Annotated in this window: 16 protein-coding genes; 13 read left to right on the plus strand and 3 right to left on the minus strand. The window is 52.5% G+C overall.

Features of this window, described 5'->3' with window-relative positions:
* The first annotated feature begins 7 nt into the window (after positions 1 to 7).
* Genes RHOLA_RS02300 through RHOLA_RS02310 form a run of 3 tightly spaced genes read left to right on the plus strand, consistent with a single transcriptional unit; the run spans position 8 to position 2,537 of the window.
* Positions 8 to 1,342, plus strand: a complete 1,335-nt coding sequence (locus RHOLA_RS02300) for a M16 family metallopeptidase (protein WP_038502091.1) — start codon at positions 8 to 10, stop codon at positions 1,340 to 1,342.
* Positions 1,343 to 1,351: 9 nt separating this feature from the next.
* Positions 1,352 to 2,092: a 4-hydroxy-tetrahydrodipicolinate reductase gene (dapB, locus tag RHOLA_RS02305; protein ID WP_038502093.1), complete on the plus strand. Its 741-nt coding sequence runs from the start codon at positions 1,352 to 1,354 to the stop codon at positions 2,090 to 2,092.
* A 37-nt stretch (positions 2,093 to 2,129) separates the two neighbouring features.
* Positions 2,130 to 2,537 carry a hypothetical protein gene (locus tag RHOLA_RS02310; protein ID WP_084321347.1) on the plus strand — a complete coding sequence of 136 codons (408 nt, stop codon included), beginning with the start codon at positions 2,130 to 2,132 and terminating at the stop codon, positions 2,535 to 2,537.
* A gap of 24 nt (positions 2,538 to 2,561) precedes the next feature.
* On the opposite strand, the gene RHOLA_RS02315 is transcribed toward RHOLA_RS02310, so the two are convergent.
* Together RHOLA_RS02315 and RHOLA_RS02320 are read right to left on the minus strand one after the other, a co-directional pair.
* Positions 2,562 to 3,029, minus strand: a complete 468-nt coding sequence (locus RHOLA_RS02315) for a DUF4395 domain-containing protein (RefSeq protein WP_038502096.1) — start codon at positions 3,027 to 3,029, stop codon at positions 2,562 to 2,564.
* Complete coding sequence (locus tag RHOLA_RS02320; RefSeq protein ID WP_038502097.1) at positions 3,029 to 3,472, minus strand: TlpA family protein disulfide reductase; 444 nt, start codon at positions 3,470 to 3,472, stop codon at positions 3,029 to 3,031. The genes RHOLA_RS02315 and RHOLA_RS02320 overlap by 1 nt, the downstream gene beginning before the upstream one ends.
* Before the next feature lie 122 nt (positions 3,473 to 3,594).
* Here RHOLA_RS02320 and thyX point away from each other — a divergent pair, with 122 nt between their 5' ends.
* Positions 3,595 to 4,329, plus strand: coding sequence for an FAD-dependent thymidylate synthase (thyX, locus tag RHOLA_RS02325; RefSeq protein WP_038502099.1), 735 nt, complete (start codon positions 3,595 to 3,597; stop codon positions 4,327 to 4,329).
* Here the strand turns inward: thyX and RHOLA_RS02330 are convergent.
* Positions 4,326 to 5,600, minus strand: coding sequence for a SulP family inorganic anion transporter (locus tag RHOLA_RS02330; protein WP_051636204.1), 1,275 nt, complete (start codon positions 5,598 to 5,600; stop codon positions 4,326 to 4,328). The genes thyX and RHOLA_RS02330 overlap by 4 nt on opposite strands.
* Before the next feature lie 29 nt (positions 5,601 to 5,629).
* Between RHOLA_RS02330 and dapA the strand changes: the two genes are divergently transcribed.
* The 9 genes from dapA to RHOLA_RS02375 all read left to right on the plus strand — a co-directional run bounded on the left by dapA (position 5,630) and on the right by RHOLA_RS02375 (position 14,906).
* Positions 5,630 to 6,604, plus strand: a complete 975-nt coding sequence (gene dapA, locus RHOLA_RS02335; RefSeq protein WP_038502101.1) for a 4-hydroxy-tetrahydrodipicolinate synthase — start codon at positions 5,630 to 5,632, stop codon at positions 6,602 to 6,604.
* A gap of 111 nt (positions 6,605 to 6,715) precedes the next feature.
* Entirely contained in the window at positions 6,716 to 8,347 is a 1,632-nt protein-coding gene (locus RHOLA_RS02340; protein WP_051636387.1) for a ribonuclease J, read from the plus strand.
* Between the two features lie 50 nt (positions 8,348 to 8,397).
* Positions 8,398 to 11,172, plus strand: a complete 2,775-nt coding sequence (locus tag RHOLA_RS02345) for an FtsK/SpoIIIE family DNA translocase (protein ID WP_038502102.1) — start codon at positions 8,398 to 8,400, stop codon at positions 11,170 to 11,172.
* Positions 11,172 to 11,780, plus strand: coding sequence for a CDP-diacylglycerol--glycerol-3-phosphate 3-phosphatidyltransferase (pgsA, locus tag RHOLA_RS02350; RefSeq protein ID WP_051636205.1), 609 nt, complete (start codon positions 11,172 to 11,174; stop codon positions 11,778 to 11,780). The genes RHOLA_RS02345 and pgsA overlap by 1 nt, the downstream gene beginning before the upstream one ends.
* Positions 11,781 to 12,275 (plus strand): CinA family protein, encoded by a 495-nt coding sequence (locus RHOLA_RS02355; RefSeq protein ID WP_051636206.1) that lies wholly within the window; start codon positions 11,781 to 11,783, stop codon positions 12,273 to 12,275.
* Between the two features lie 105 nt (positions 12,276 to 12,380).
* A complete protein-coding gene (locus RHOLA_RS02360; RefSeq protein ID WP_038502103.1) occupies positions 12,381 to 12,764 on the plus strand; it encodes a helix-turn-helix domain-containing protein in 384 nt (127 codons plus the stop codon).
* A gap of 5 nt (positions 12,765 to 12,769) precedes the next feature.
* Positions 12,770 to 13,000 (plus strand): DUF3046 domain-containing protein, encoded by a 231-nt coding sequence (locus RHOLA_RS02365; protein WP_038502104.1) that lies wholly within the window; start codon positions 12,770 to 12,772, stop codon positions 12,998 to 13,000.
* A gap of 195 nt (positions 13,001 to 13,195) precedes the next feature.
* Positions 13,196 to 14,302: a recombinase RecA gene (gene recA, locus RHOLA_RS02370; RefSeq protein WP_038502105.1), complete on the plus strand. Its 1,107-nt coding sequence runs from the start codon at positions 13,196 to 13,198 to the stop codon at positions 14,300 to 14,302.
* A gap of 10 nt (positions 14,303 to 14,312) precedes the next feature.
* Positions 14,313 to 14,906 carry a regulatory protein RecX gene (locus RHOLA_RS02375; protein WP_084321349.1) on the plus strand — a complete coding sequence of 198 codons (594 nt, stop codon included), beginning with the start codon at positions 14,313 to 14,315 and terminating at the stop codon, positions 14,904 to 14,906.
* Positions 14,907 to 14,921: the final 15 nt, after the last annotated feature.

Consider the following 14,921-nt stretch of genomic DNA (forward strand, 5'->3'; position numbering starts at 1 on the left):
TTTAGCCATGAGTGAAGTTCTATTTCCGCTAGACCAGAGCGACCTTTCGTTCACCGCTTCGGGAGGTAGCACGGTTCGCCGTTCTATCCTCCCAAGCGGTGTTCGCGTTTTAACGGAACACATGCCAGGTGCGCAAAGCGTATCGGTGTCGTTTTCAGTTGCGGTTGGTTCACGAGACGAAACCGATGGCCACTTTGGCTCCACTCACTTTCTTGAGCACCTGTTGTTCAAGGGCACCAAAAAGCGCAGCGCACTAGAAATTGCAGTTGCGTTTGATTCCGTCGGTGGCTCATCCAATGCCTCGACCGGTAAGGAACACACCAGTTACTACGCGCGCGTTCAAGACAAGGCGCTACCGCTGGCGGTTGATGTCATCGGCGACATGCTTGCGTCTTCGCTGATTGACCCCAAAGAATTTGAAAACGAACGCACCGTAATTCTTGAAGAGCTCGCCATGAATGACGACGATCCGCAAGACGTGGCGCACGAAGCTTTTGCCCAGGCCGTACTTGGCGACCACCCGCTGGGCAGGCCTATCGGTGGTACCAACGAAACAATCTCTGCCGTTACTCGCGATGCGGTTTGGGGACACTACCAAGACAACTACCGCCCACAAGATTTGGTAATTGCGGCAGCCGGTGGGGTAGAGCACGGTCAGCTAATTCATTTGGTTGAGACTGCACTAATTGAGGCTGGATGGGACTTGAACAAACAAGCCAACCCGGTAGAGCGCCGGTTGCTGCACCCGGCAAGAATTTCACGCGGAACTGAACTAAAAGTGATTCAGCGTCCAATCGCGCAGGCAAATGTTTTGCTTGGCATGCAGGGGTTGGTTGCTGACGATGAGCGTCGCTACGCCATGGGAATTCTAAACACCGTGCTTGGTGGCGGAATGAGTTCTCGCATGTTCCAAGAAATTCGCGAAAAGCGCGGCCTGGCTTACTCTGTCTACTCTTTCAACCAGGGGTATTCAGATGGCGCATACTTTGGTTTGTACGCGGGTTGTTCACCAGCCAAGACCGCAGAGGTGACCCGTCTAATGGTGGCCGAGCTTGAGAAAATTGCCACCGATGGCATTCGCCAAGACGAACTAGAACTTGCCAAGGGAAACATCTCTGGCAGCCTGGCCCTGAAATATGAGAGCACCATGGCTCGCATGAACCGTTTGATCAGCGCCGAAATCGTAAATGGTGAATTTTTTGATCTTGACGATTCTTTGCTTCACGTAAATGCCGTGACCTTGGCAGACGTTCAAAATCTGGCTACAGATTTGATTAGGCGGGAGCGTTCTATCGTGGCGGTAGGCGATCTAGATGAGTCAACTTTCGCAGAGTTTATCTAGGATTAAGGCATGTCAATCAAAGTAGCTGTAGTCGGTGCAACCGGACGTATGGGCAAGCTTGCCATTGAGCTAATCGATGCCGCCCAGGACCTGCAACTTCACGCTGCTCTAGATTCAAAGAGCGAACTTACCGAGGCGCTTGGTGCCGACGTAATTTTTGAGGTAACTCGCCTTGAAGTAAGTGAACGAGTTGCAGACTTCGCTATTGCAAATGACTTGAAACTAGTCATTGGCACCAGCGGTTGGTCTGCTGCAAAAATTGCAGAACTACAAAGGAAACTTGAGTCAAATTCAAATGCTGCCGTGCTGGTGATTCCAAATTTCTCAATCGGTTCCATGCTGGCTAGTTCTTTCGCGGCACAGGCCGCAAAATTCTTCGACTCAATTGAAATTGTTGAGGCCCACCACGCCGGAAAGATTGATTCGCCTTCTGGTACTGCGGTAAGAACCGCCGAGATGATTGCCGATGCGCGCAAGGGTTTGACTCAACCACTGATTCCAGGTGTAGGTCAGGAGGCACGCGGCGAGGTAGTTGCCGGCGTTCCGATTCACAGCATTCGACTATCCGGAGTTTCAGCCAAGCAAGACGTAGTCTTTGGCGGCGAAAGCGAGGTCCTAACTATCAGTCACGAGGTTTCGTCGATTCGTTCTTACGTTCACGGAATCTTGTTAAGCATTCGTCTCGCAGCTCAAAGTCGCGGCTTGACCGTTGGTTTACAGTCGGTCGTTGACGCAAGCTCGCAGAAATAGCAGCCACGTGTCAAGGGCAAAAATAGGCGCACTTGTAATGACTGCGCTACTGCTTCTCTACGTCGTGCTGTTAGCTAACACCGGCATCACGCTGCTGTTTACCGGTGTCCTGATTGGTCAGGTAATGGGAGCCTTGATTCTTGCTTTTCCACTGCTGGCGGTTTGGGCAACAATTGTTGAGCTCAGGTTTGGCTTGGCCGCAGAAAAACTTGTTGCCCGCATCGAGGCCGAGGGAACCTGGCCTGATCTAGGGATTGAAACTCGTCCCAGTGGTCGCGCTATTCGATCTTCAGCAGACGCGGCTTTTGCAAAGTGGAGCGCCCTTGCCGAAGAAAATGAAGAAGATTTTCACTCGTGGTTCAACTTGAGCCTTGCCTATGACGCCTGCGGTGATCGCAGACGAGCACGCGCAGCCATGCGCAAGGCCATCGGTCTTGCCAAGTAGCTCTATTCCAAAATAAAGCGACGACTAGTGCTTTTTGATTAGCCCAATGCGCTGCAGGCCAACATACATTTGGCAGCCAAGGCAAAAGGCAAATGCAGCGTTAAGAAAGGCTGCAACAAAAGCCGCACCAGCAGCAAATACCAAGGCTCCCTGAGCCCCAGCAATGTAAAGCACAACTCCGGTACCTGCAACTAGCAGGCCAACTAGTTGCGCAAACTGCGGCGGGCGAGGGTCCTCAAGTTCTTTTGGCGCCGCAAGACGCGGACGAATCAGTTTTTTGAAAATCAAACCGTAGGGGTGCTTTGAGTTACCCAAGAAAGCCCCGATAGCAAAAGATACGGTGACTAAGACCAGTAGACCGAAGGCCGCACCAAGGGTTGCTGCATCAAGTGCCAGAAACACAGTGATCAACAGCAACACCGATGTGATGGTTGCTCCAAAGCGCGGACCGCGGGGATCGATTCCTGCAGGGGTGTTATTTGATGTGCTCATTAGATTTCGAAACTTCCTATTTCGTCTTGAATGGTTTGTTGCTTTACGGCGCCACCAATCCTTGAAGTCACGCGACCGCGGGAATCCAGGACCAGAGTGGTTGGTGTTTGAAGAATGTTGAATTTATTGGCCAGGTCAACTCGGTTTGTTATGTCCACCTCGATGTGCAAAATTTCTGGATGAACTTTTTCTAATTCGCTGTAAAGTTTTGCAGTTTGACGACAAGCGGTGCAGAACTCGCTCGAGAACTGAAGAAAGGTGACCTTTTGTCCAAACTTGGTTACAGGTTGTCCGTTTTTGACGGCCCCGATTTCGGCAAGATTAATTATTTCGCCTTTGGTTACCTGCTTTGCCCGGCCCGTTCTGGCTCGCCAGATTAAACCGGCGGCGACAGATAAGGCCAGCAGGCCAATGATCAGGGCGACGCGGGTCTCGATGGGCATGAAATAAGGCTAAACCTGCCGGGCCATGCAGTTTGAACCGTTACCCTCTATTACACGCAATTTTGGCGGTCAATTATCGGTGGTTGAAAAGGGCACAGCGCCTAAACGACTAGGCTGTAGGGGTGTCAGACATCATTTTTCGAAGCGACGTAACCGTTGAACTAGTGCGCTCCAGCGCCTCAGACTCAGACGTGCTCTTTGCAGCTCGTGTTTCGACTCAGGGGGAGCAGACTCTGGAGGCAGCCGCTGCCCACACCGATGCGGCTGAAGACGAAAAGCGCAACAAGGGCCTAATCAACTACTTGATGCGCGATCGCCACGGCTCACCGTTTGAGCACAACTCAATGACTTTTTACGTTCAGGCACCGATTTTTGTGTTCCGCGAGTTCATGCGTCACCGCATTGCCAGCTACAACGAGGAATCTGGCCGTTACAAGGAGCTTTCTCCGGTTTTCTATGTGCCAGCCCCAGACCGCAATTTGGTTCAGGTTGGTAAGACAGGGCACTACGAGTTTTTGCCAGGTTCTGCCGAGCAGATTGCCTTGGTTGAGCAGGAGTCACGCACGGCATCTCAGCACGCGTACGAATCGTATAAGCGCATGCTCGAGGCTGGCGTGGCCCGTGAGGTTGCTCGCATCGTCTTGCCACTCAACATTTACTCCAGCATGTACGTCACCATGAACTCTCGTGCATTGATGAACTTCTTGAGTCTTCGCACCCAGCGTGAAGGTACTCACTTTCCTTCATTCCCTCAGCGTGAAATCGAAATGTGTGCTGAGAAGATGGAAGATTTCTGGGCGCCGTTAATGCCATACACCTACGAGGCATTTAACAAGAATGGCCGCGTAGCTCCTTAGTCGCCAAGAGTCTCGTTCGCATCGACGGGCGGATATCGTCTATCTATTTTTGCAAGCCTTGTTTTGCGCAGGGCAAGGGCAAGTACCAAGCCAATAATTACCGCCGATATTAGATCGATGAAAATCGTGGCCAGAAAAGTGGCCACCAAAACCATGGCATCCAGTCGCGTTTCTTGAGCAAGCTGCACAAGCTCCCGCGGCTTTATCATTCTTGCTGTGGTGGCCAGCAGCACTCCGGCTAGAGCAGCCAAAGGGATCTTCGCCACCCAGGGTGCGAAAAGCAGCACCACCAAGGCAAGAATAATTGCGTGGCTCAGCGCCGCTAGCTTTGATTGTGCGTGAGACTTCACGTTTACCGCGGTTCTTGCCAGTGCTGCAGTGGCTGGTACTCCGCCAAAGAACGGGACAGCCAGATTGGCCAGGCCTTGACCAAATAACTCACGATTGGAATCATGCTTTTCGTTATTGCCGTGCATTTTGTCGGCAACTTTTGCCGAGAGCAAACTCTCCAGCGCTGCGAGTGCGGCAACTGCAAATGCCGACGGCAAAAGTGCCAGGTAATTTTTTGAATTTAGAAAATCAAAACCCAGCAGGCCAATTCGAGCCGGCAACTCGCCAATCGTCTCAACCTCAAGGCCAAACAAATATGCCGCAGCCGCAGCGGTAGCCACGGCAAGGAGCGAGAAAGGGATTCTAGGCCACCGGGCAGAGAACACCAGGATTCCAACCATCACGGCAAAGGCCATGGCCACCGGAGCTGGGTTGAAATCTGCGAGCCCTGAGACGAGGTTTTCAAAAGCTCCAGCCCAGACTTTTTCTGAGTCGCTTGGGCTAACCCCCATTATGAATGGCAGCTGCTGCAGCGAAATAACCACTGCGATTCCCGCGGTGAAACCTTCAATCAGCGAGGTAGGTAATCGGTGTACGTGCTCACCGATTTTTGCAAAGCTAGCGATAATCAAAATCAGACCAGCCAACAGACCAACGAGCAGTACGCCGCTAATTCCAAATTGATGCACTATCGGCACCAGAACAACGGTCATTGCCCCGGTTGGACCTGAAACTTGCAATCGGCTTCCGCCAAATACGGCAGCTATCGCCCCAGCAATAATCGCGGTGGTGAGTCCAGCCTCAGCCCCCATGCCGGAAGCGATTCCAAAGGCAAGGGCCAGTGGCAGGGCAACAATCGCAACCGTAAGACCAGCGACTAGGTCTGTGATTGGAGCTCGCTTAGCATCGAGCCAATCAGCCTTCGTTGGCAACAGGTTCACAGCCCCAGCCTACCGATAGGCTTGTAGCCATGTCTCAGAAGAACATTTTTGGCCAGACCCTGGTAGCTCTTGTCACCCCGATGACCGCCGACGGCGAAGTTGATTGGGCCGATACCGAGAAGCTGATTGACTACGTAATCACCAACGGAGCCGATGGTGTTGTGGTTACCGGAACTACTGGTGAGACAAGCACACTAACCGACGCAGAGAAGATCAAGCTGGTCGAGGTTGGCAAGTCGGTCTCTGGTGGCCGTGCCAAAATCATCACCGGTGGTGGTTCTAACGAAACTGCTCACGCGATGCAACTTTACAAAGCTTCTGAAAAAGCAGGGGCTGACGGCATCATGATTGTGACGCCTTACTACAACAAGCCAACTCAGGCTGGTGTGCTGACCCACTTCCGCATGGTTGCTGATTCAACAGATCTTCCGGTAATCCTTTACGACATTCCTGGCCGAGCTGGAATTGCAATTTCCATGGACACATTCCACCGCGCTTCAAAGCACCCAAATATCGTTGCGGTGAAAGATGCTAAGGGTGATCTTGCGCAGGCGACTCGCATCATGAATGAGACCGGTTTGTTCTATTTCTCTGGTGATGATTCAAATCTTTTGCCTGAGCTTGCGATTGGTGCGGTTGGTTGTATTTCGGTTACTGCAAATATCGCGCCAGCTGCCTATCGCGAAATGATTGACGCAGCAAACCGCAATGATTTCCACCACGCGCTCACCGTGCACAACAGTCTTGATCCACTGCAGCGCGCCGCAATGACTCATGTGCCTGGCACAGTTGCCGCCAAATACATCTTGAACGGCCTTGGAATTATCTCTAGCCCACGTGTTCGCCTGCCGCTGGTTGGCCCCGAAGACGCAGAAGCCGCCCGAATTGAGGCGGACATCGATTTGGTTGGCTCAGTGACGGGAGTAAGTTTTGATAACTTCCGCCCTGATCGCAATGCAGCTGCCGGTGGAGCACTGCCGAAGGTTGCTGGAACCACAAGATAATCGCGTCGTCGCGAAGGATTAAAAAGTGGGCAAGAGCTCACAACAACAGAATAGAAAAGAGAACCTTTGGTTCAGACACTGCCACACCCGGCTCCGTTACGTCCGGGAGTAATGCGCATCATTCCACTTGGTGGAATCGGCGAAATTGGTCGAAACATGACCGTATTCGAAATCGACGGCAAAATCTTGATTGTGGATGTTGGCGTGCTTTTTCCTGAAGAGCACCAGCCTGGCATTGATGTGATCTTGCCGGACTTCAGCTACCTCAAGGATCGTCTTGACGATGTAGTGGGAATCGTTTTGACTCACGGTCACGAGGACCACATCGGTGGTGTTCCTTATCTATTGCGCATGAAGCAGGACATTCCGCTGCTTGGTTCGGCGCTCACCTTGGCCTTCGTTGAGGCAAAGCTAAAAGAGCACCGCATTACGCCGTATTCAATGGTGGTCGCCGAAGGTCGCAAAGAAACACTCGCTGGATTCAACCTTGAATTCATCGCGGTAAACCACTCGATCCCCGATGCGCTTGCTGTGGTAATCAGAAGCAAAGCCGGAAGCATTCTGCACACCGGTGACTTCAAGATGGATCAGCTGCCGCTCGATGGCCGCCTAACCGATCTGCGCGCCTTCGCCAGAGTGGGCGAAGAGGGACTTGACCTTTTCATGAGCGACTCGACCAACGCCGATGTTCCCGGATTTACTCCGCTTGAAAAAGAAATCGGCCCGGTTATTGAGAATGTTATTTCTCGCTCTAAAAAGCGCGTAATTGTTGCGTCGTTTTCTAGCCATGTGCACCGCGTCCAGCAGGTCGTTGATGCCGCTAAAGCCAATCATCGCAAGGTCGCCCTGGTTGGTCGGTCGATGGTCCGAAACATGCAAATTGCAATTGAGATGGGCTATCTAAATGCCGAAACAGAGGATTTTGTAGATCTCAAGCAAGCGGCCAACATGCCCGATGACAAAGTGGTTTACATGTCCACCGGCTCTCAGGGTGAGCCAATGGCGGTGCTTTCGCGCATGGCCAAGCTTGAGCATGACATCGAGATCGGCGAGGGCGACACAGTAATCTTGGCCAGCTCCTTGATACCAGGGAACGAAAACGCCGTTTACCGGGTGATTGACGGGCTTACCAAGTTGGGTGCCAACGTGGTGCACAAGGGCAACGCCAAGGTACACGTTTCAGGTCACGCCGCTGCCGGTGAATTGCTTTACTGCTACAACATTCTGAAACCAAAGAACGTGATGCCGGTTCACGGGGAGTACCGCCACCTAATTGCCAATGGCAAGCTAGCCGAACAAACCGGTGTGCCCCAAGAGCGAGTCTTGATCACTGAAGACGGCTGGGCTATTGATTTGCAAGATGGAATTGCCGAAGTTGTTGGCGCCGTTGAATGCGGTCTGCTTTATGTTGATGGTAAAAATGTTGGCACAATCACCGATGATGACCTACACGATCGCCGCGTTTTGGCTGAGGAGGGTTTCATCTCTATCTTTGCGGTGATTGATAAAGATACCGGTCGAGTAATTAACGGTCCTGAAATTCGCGCTCGAGCATTCGCCGAGGGAGATCATGTCTTTGACAATGTGAAGCCACTTATTGAACGAGCGCTTGCTGAAGCTGCCGGTGAGGGAGTGCGTGACACCTATGCGCTGCAGCAGGTGATTCGTCGCACAATCGGAACCTGGGTCAACAAGGCCCACCGACGTCGCCCCATGATCATCCCGGTGGTCATCGAGGGCTAACTTCGCCGTGCCTAAGGGCATCTGACGGTGCTGGCTGTTAGTTTTGAACCATGGCTACGCGTAAACCAACCCCTCGTAAACCCGCTTCAAGGGCTACGGCAGGTTCGCGCACCCGCACCAATGGGCCTCGCGGGGCCATCACGCCCAAGGCACCCGCATCCCCTCGTGCTCGTCAGGCAAACTCACGCTCAACTGGATCAAGCGAATCAGGCTCGGCCCTAACCGCTATCTACATGTTTTTTGCCCACGCGGTGGGAGCCGGTGCAAGAGCTCTAAGCCCAGACAAAATGGCAAAAGAAGATCGCCGCGATGGCTTGCCATTCTTCCTGTTTTTACTAGGCATTATCGGTGCAATTTTTGGTTGGGTTCTAATCAAGCAAGACTGGGCTCACGGAGTCCACGTCTGGACAATGGGTGCGCTTTTTGGCAGAGTCTCGTTTGCCCTTCCGGTCGTGATGATCATTTTTGCCATTTACCTGATGCGTCACCCTTCCACGATTCGTGACAATGGCCGAATCGGCATTGGCCTTTTCTTGTTTATCGTTTCGATCAGCGGTTTCTTTCACGTCTTTTTCCTGCAGGACGGCAAAGTCGTCCAGCCTTACGACGGTGAATGGACACTCGCCTACAGCGGCGGTATTTTTGGCTGGCTAATATCGGTGCCTTTTTATAACACCATCACAATCTGGGGAACCGTCCCTGTTTTAGCCGCGTTCACATTTGGTTCGCTGCTGATCATGACTAAAACTGCACCCAACCGCATAACCGAGCGACTTCGTGAACTTGCCACCTATTTATTTGGTGAATCTAAGCGGCGCGAGGCCGTTGAAGTTGTGGAAGATGAAATACCCGATGCCTTCGACGGCACCAAGGTTCCCTGGTGGCGACGTGGCAAGGGTGCCGAAGACAGTGCCTTTGACAGTGCGATCGTTCCAGCGGACGACGACGCACTCGATGGCCTATTTGGTGACGCTCTGCAGTCCACCCAGTTGGATATTCCCTCTGTGGACACTGCTAATCAAAACAGCACAGCAGTTGTAGACACCACCGCAACTGCGCCCATAACCATTCCAGCAGCCGAATTCGTAGCACCACCTGCAGCCCAAGTTTCCCCGGCTGCGGCGGCACCGGCTTCAACTCCGGCGGCACCAAGGGTAAATCGACCATACGTGTTGCCGCCGCTAGCGATCCTAGCCCCGGGCACACCACCCAAGGCAAAGTCGGCAGCCAACGATCAGGTGGTTACCTCAATCACCAGCGTGTTCAAAGAGTTTGGCGTAGAGGCTGCGGTAGTTGGTTTCTCACGCGGACCAACCGTGACTCGCTACGAGGTGGAGCTGGCTCCAGGTGTAAAGGTTGAAGCTGTTACGCGTTTGGCCAGCAACATTTCTTATGCTGTTGCGTCAAATGAAGTTCGAATTCTGGCTCCAATTCCAGGCAAGTCACTTATCGGTATTGAAATTCCAAACACCGATCGCGAAACCGTCTCACTGGGTGATGTGCTTCGCTCGGATGTGGCAGCTAAAAGCGCACACCCGCTGACTATTGGAATTGGTAAAGATGTTGAGGGCGGTTACGTAATCGCTAACCTTGCCAAAATGCCTCACCTGCTAGTCGCCGGTGCAACCGGTGCTGGTAAATCAAGTTTTGTAAACTCCATGATCACCTCAATTCTGATGCGGGCAAAGCCAGCAGAAGTTCGCATGGTTTTGATTGACCCCAAGCGAGTAGAGTTGGCCGCGTACCAGGGCGTACCTCACCTCATTACTCCAATCATTACCAACGCAAAAAAGGCCGCCGAGGCTTTGCAGTGGGTCGTTAAAGAAATGGACATGCGCTACGACGACCTTGCCAGTTTTGGTTTCAAGCACATTGATGATTTCAACCGTGCGGTAGTTGCCGGCGAGGTGAAAGTTCCCGAGGGCTCACAGCGCAAGCTGCAGCCTTACCCATACCTATTGGTAGTGGTTGATGAGCTCGCCGACTTGATGATTGTTGCGCCGCGGGATGTTGAAGATTCGATTGTTCGTATTACTCAGTTGGCTCGTGCCTCTGGTATTCACCTTGTGCTCGCAACCCAGCGACCATCGGTTGATGTGGTGACCGGTCTAATTAAAGCGAACGTGCCAAGCCGTTTGGCATTCTCGGTGACCTCGGTAACCGACTCTCGAGTTATCTTGGACCAGCCAGGTGCCGAAAAACTTATCGGTCAGGGTGACGCTCTATTTTCGCCGATGGGAACCAACAAGCCAATGCGTGTTCAGGGTGCCTGGCTGGCCGAGGCGGAACTTCAGCGCATCGTTGATCATGTGAAGCAACAAATGGAGCCTGAGTATCGTCAGGATGTTGATGCCCCGGTTGCTGCAAAGAATATGGTCGATGCTGACATCGGTGATGATCTAGATGTTCTTCTCCAAGCAGCCGAGCTAATCATCAGCTCCCAGTTTGGTTCCACCTCAATGTTGCAACGCAAGCTACGAGTTGGTTTTGCGAAGGCCGGTCGCCTCATGGATCTTCTGGAATCCAGAAATATTGTCGGCCCAAGTGAAGGCTCAAAAGCTAGAGACGTGATGGTAAAACCAGAGGACCTGCCTATGGTGCTGGCTCAGCTAAGGGGTGAGCCAGGCGCATCCGCCTCGCCCGCAGTTGCCGCAGCAGCTGCAGTTATCGATGCTGAACCCGCCGCCAGCAATTTAGCAGCCGGAGATTTTGAAGACTTCATTCCTCGCGAGAACGTGGACCGTTCAATCATCACCGGCGGTAATGGCTTTGGTGATGATGAAGACGGCGACGAAGATGCCTGGAAATTGACGGGTCGTCAATAATGTCTCAAGCAGCTGACAAGTCAAACCTGATTGAAAAATCAGCAAAATCAATTTTCAATCTGCCAAATATCATCACCATGGCCCGCATTCTTTGCGTTCCATTTTTTGTTTGGTCGCTTTTTGCGATTGAGCCAGAGTCAAATGCTCGGTGGTTTTCCGTATTAATTTTTATCGTCATCATGATCAGCGATGGTGTTGATGGTGCTATCGCTCGCAAGCGCGGACTCATCACCAATCTCGGAAAGCTGCTAGACCCAATTGCCGACAAGGCCCTTCTAGGTGGCGCATTAATTGCGCTTTCGATTCACAATGAGTTTCCCTGGTGGGTGACCATCGTTATCTTGGTTCGCGAGCTCGGCATCACCGTCTACCGCTTAGTCGTCGTACAGCGTGAGGTAGTGGCTGCATCATCGGGTGGCAAGTTAAAGACAATCTTGCAGAGCGTGCTAATTGGTTCGCTAGCTTCTCCGCTTGAATTCGCATTTGCACCCTGGTACCTAACGGTCGAGTCCGTCCTCACCGCAGTGGTGCTAGTCATCACCGTTTCCACCGGCCTGCAGTATTTGATCGCCGCCGGCCGCGCTCGTCAACAGAGAATCAAAGAATAAATGTCGGCCGCTGAGATTTTGAAGAATCTGGAATTCAGGGGCTTCAAACTTGCGATTGCAGAATCGCTAACCGGCGGCCTGCTCTCTGCAGAATTTGTGTCCGTTGCCGGGGCTTCCAAAGTTTTACTCGGTTCAATAGTTGCTTATCAAACTTCTTTGAAGCACGAACTCTTGGGCGTCTCACGTACCCTCTTAGAAAATCAAGGTGCGGTAGACCCAGAGGTTGCGGCTCAAATGGCAGCCGGAATCAGAACAAAATTGGCCAACAAAACCAACACCGATGAATCTCAGGTAATAGGAATTGCCACCACTGGAGTTGCCGGTCCGGACTCGCAAGACGGCATTGAAGTGGGAACGGTTTACGTGGCTATTTCTGGTCCCGGGTCAATCGGGGACGCGGTCTTCGCGCACCAGTTTTCGGGTGGCCGCGAGGCGATTCGCACCGCAACCGTGAGCGAAGCTATCGCTGCCCTGGGGGAATGCCTGGCCCAATAATTCAGTTATCTTCTATGTGGCATTCAGGGAATCCTCAGCATCTTGGATTTATGTTTGTCACAACGAACCGGTAGATTACCTGTGAGAAGAAGTTAGGAGGCCAACGTGGTACTAGTCCGCCAAGAAATCGGTGATGTTCTGCGCGACTTCCGTCTGCAAAAGGGTCAGACTTTGCGTCAGGTTGCCAGCCGTGCCAGCGTGGCCCTGGGCTATCTGAGCGAGGTTGAGCGAGGCCAAAAAGAGGCTTCTTCAGAAATTCTTGGCTCGTTAGCCGATGCTCTAGAAGTACCAATTTCGGTGATCATGCGCGAGGTCAGTGACCGCCTGGCCCTGGTTGAGGGTGTGAACCTAGAGGCAGCCTTTGCCAACGAAGGTCTTCAGTCTTACATCCCAGGCCGTGTTGATTTTGTGCCGGAATCTTATATTCCGGACACTATTCCTGCGGCGTTTTTGGCCGACAATGATCCAAGCCTGGCCTCAAGCCGCTAAGGCGAATGCGACTTAGCCAATTCCAAGCCCTAATGACCGATGAATTCGGTCCGGCCTATGCCCAGGTAATCTCCAGAGACCTAGTTCTTGGTGCCCTTGGTGATCAAACCGCTGAAGCCGCCCTGGCTGCCGGCGAAGACCCAAAGGTGGTCTGGTTAGCCTTGTGCGAGGCCAATCATGTGCCCAGAGAGCGCTGGGCAGGAAAACCACAGGCCAAAAAGCCCACACCCAGCTAAATCCACTGCTGAACAAAACACCGAAAATTCGACACGCCGTTTGAATTGACTATCGAAATCTTGTTCGAATGGTGTTAGGTTATTCACAGCAGGAAGTTGAAGGCATTTATCAACAACCTGCTTGACCGAGGGTCGATCGTCGACTGCCTCGAATACGGTCAGCAATAACTAGAGATTCAGAAAGCAGAGGAAAAAATGCCATCTCCATCAGATCGCGAAAAAGCGCTAGACACAGCACTAGCTCAAATTGACCGTCAGTTCGGCAAGGGTGCAATTATGCGCCTGGGTTCAGATGAACGTGCTCCGGTAGAAGTCATTCAGACTGGTTCCATTGCTCTGGATGTTGCTCTAGGTATTGGCGGACTTCCAAAGGGCCGAATCGTTGAGGTTTACGGCCCAGAGTCTTCAGGTAAGACCACCGTGGCGCTTCACGCCATCGCAAACGCTCAGCGCAATGGTGGCATCGCAGCCTTCATCGACGCCGAGCACGCCCTTGACCCTGAATACGCCAAGGCACTTGGTGTAGACACCGATGCCCTTCTCGTCAGCCAGCCTGACACCGGTGAACAAGCTCTTGAAATTGCCGACATGTTGGTTCGCTCAGGTTCAATCGATCTAGTGGTTATTGACTCGGTTGCCGCCTTGGTGCCACGTGCCGAAATCGAAGGTGAGATGGGTGATTCACACGTTGGTCTTCAGGCGCGTCTGATGTCACAGGCCCTTCGCAAACTAACCGGTGCGCTAAACAACACCGGAACCACAATGATTTTCATCAACCAGCTGCGCGAGAAGATCGGTGTGTTCTTTGGTAGCCCAGAGACTACTGCCGGAGGTAAGGCCCTTAAGTTCTACGCATCTGTTCGCCTAGACATTCGCCGCATCGAAACCTTGAAAGACGGCACCGATGCAGTTGGTAACCGTACTCGCGTAAAGGTTGTTAAGAACAAGATGGCTGCACCGTTCAAGCAGGCCGAGTTCGACATCATCTACGGTGTTGGTATTTCACGTGAAGGTAGCTTGCTTGACTTTGGTGTTGAGCAGGAAATCGTAAAGAAGTCTGGCGCCTGGTACACCTACGAAGGTGAACAGCTTGGCCAGGGTAAAGAAAACTCTCGTAAGTACTTGATCGATAACCCTAAGGTTGCCGACGAGATCGAGAAGAAAATCAAGACCAAGCTGGGCATTGGCGTGCCTCGTGCGGTTGCAGACTTACCAATGGATTCAGAAACTGAAGTTTCTGAATCGCCTATTGGCGAAGTGGCTGCTTCGGCAGTCAAGACTCCAAAAGCGGCAAGCGCATAGTTCTTAACTAATGGCTTTCCAACGGGGCAGATCAAAGAGCTCTAGATCATCTTCTCGCCGGCCCATACCCGGTGATGGTGATTCATCTCTTGATCAGCCCCGTTTGCTTTCTCCTGAGAAATTAGAAACCCGTGCCCGCAACGTGCTACTTCACCAGTTGGCACGCAGTGCCAAGTCAACTTCGCAGCTGCGCAAAATTCTTGAGCAACGAGAGATCCCATCCGAGATTGCCGAGAAGGTTCTTGAACGCTTCACCGAGGTTGGTCTGATTGATGACGCCGCCTACGCCGAGACCATCGTCAATAGTCGGCGCAACTACAAGGGCTTAGCCAAGTCGGCCATCAAGCGAGAGCTCAACGAAAAGGGTGTCAGCCAGGAGCTTGTCGAAGAAGCAATCTCTGTCATCACCGCCGAAGACGATTTTGAATCGGCCAAGCAGCTGGCCATTCGTCGATACCGCCAAATGGCCCATCTAGAACGTGATGTTCGCACGCGCCGCCTGGCCGGCTACCTGCAGCGCAAGGGCTACGGCAGCACATCGGTGTTTGCGGCAATCAAGTTCGCTGAAGAGTCCTACAGCCAAGAGGCTGACGCTAATCAATAGCCCTAAGTAAACTGG

The sequence above is a fragment of the Rhodoluna lacicola genome (assembly GCF_000699505.1).
Lineage (GTDB): Bacteria > Actinomycetota > Actinomycetes > Actinomycetales > Microbacteriaceae > Rhodoluna > Rhodoluna lacicola.

Excerpts from the sequence above, each read along its gene's own strand:
- RHOLA_RS02300 (WP_038502091.1), top strand. The coding sequence starts at position 8 with ATGAGTGAAGTTCTATTTCCGCTAGACCAGAGCGACCTTTCGTTCACC.
- dapB (WP_038502093.1), top strand. The coding sequence starts at position 1,352 with ATGTCAATCAAAGTAGCTGTAGTCGGTGCAACCGGACGTATGGGCAAG.
- RHOLA_RS02310 (WP_084321347.1), top strand. The coding sequence starts at position 2,130 with ATGACTGCGCTACTGCTTCTCTACGTCGTGCTGTTAGCTAACACCGGC.
- RHOLA_RS02315 (WP_038502096.1), bottom strand. The coding sequence starts at position 3,029 with ATGAGCACATCAAATAACACCCCTGCAGGAATCGATCCCCGCGGTCCG.
- RHOLA_RS02320 (WP_038502097.1), bottom strand. The coding sequence starts at position 3,472 with ATGCCCATCGAGACCCGCGTCGCCCTGATCATTGGCCTGCTGGCCTTA.
- dapA (WP_038502101.1), top strand. The coding sequence starts at position 5,630 with ATGTCTCAGAAGAACATTTTTGGCCAGACCCTGGTAGCTCTTGTCACC.
- RHOLA_RS02340 (WP_051636387.1), top strand. The coding sequence starts at position 6,716 with ATGCGCATCATTCCACTTGGTGGAATCGGCGAAATTGGTCGAAACATG.
- RHOLA_RS02345 (WP_038502102.1), top strand. The coding sequence starts at position 8,398 with ATGGCTACGCGTAAACCAACCCCTCGTAAACCCGCTTCAAGGGCTACG.
- pgsA (WP_051636205.1), top strand. The coding sequence starts at position 11,172 with ATGTCTCAAGCAGCTGACAAGTCAAACCTGATTGAAAAATCAGCAAAA.
- RHOLA_RS02355 (WP_051636206.1), top strand. The coding sequence starts at position 11,781 with ATGTCGGCCGCTGAGATTTTGAAGAATCTGGAATTCAGGGGCTTCAAA.
- RHOLA_RS02365 (WP_038502104.1), top strand. The coding sequence starts at position 12,770 with ATGCGACTTAGCCAATTCCAAGCCCTAATGACCGATGAATTCGGTCCG.
- recA (WP_038502105.1), top strand. The coding sequence starts at position 13,196 with ATGCCATCTCCATCAGATCGCGAAAAAGCGCTAGACACAGCACTAGCT.
- RHOLA_RS02375 (WP_084321349.1), top strand. The coding sequence starts at position 14,313 with ATGGCTTTCCAACGGGGCAGATCAAAGAGCTCTAGATCATCTTCTCGC.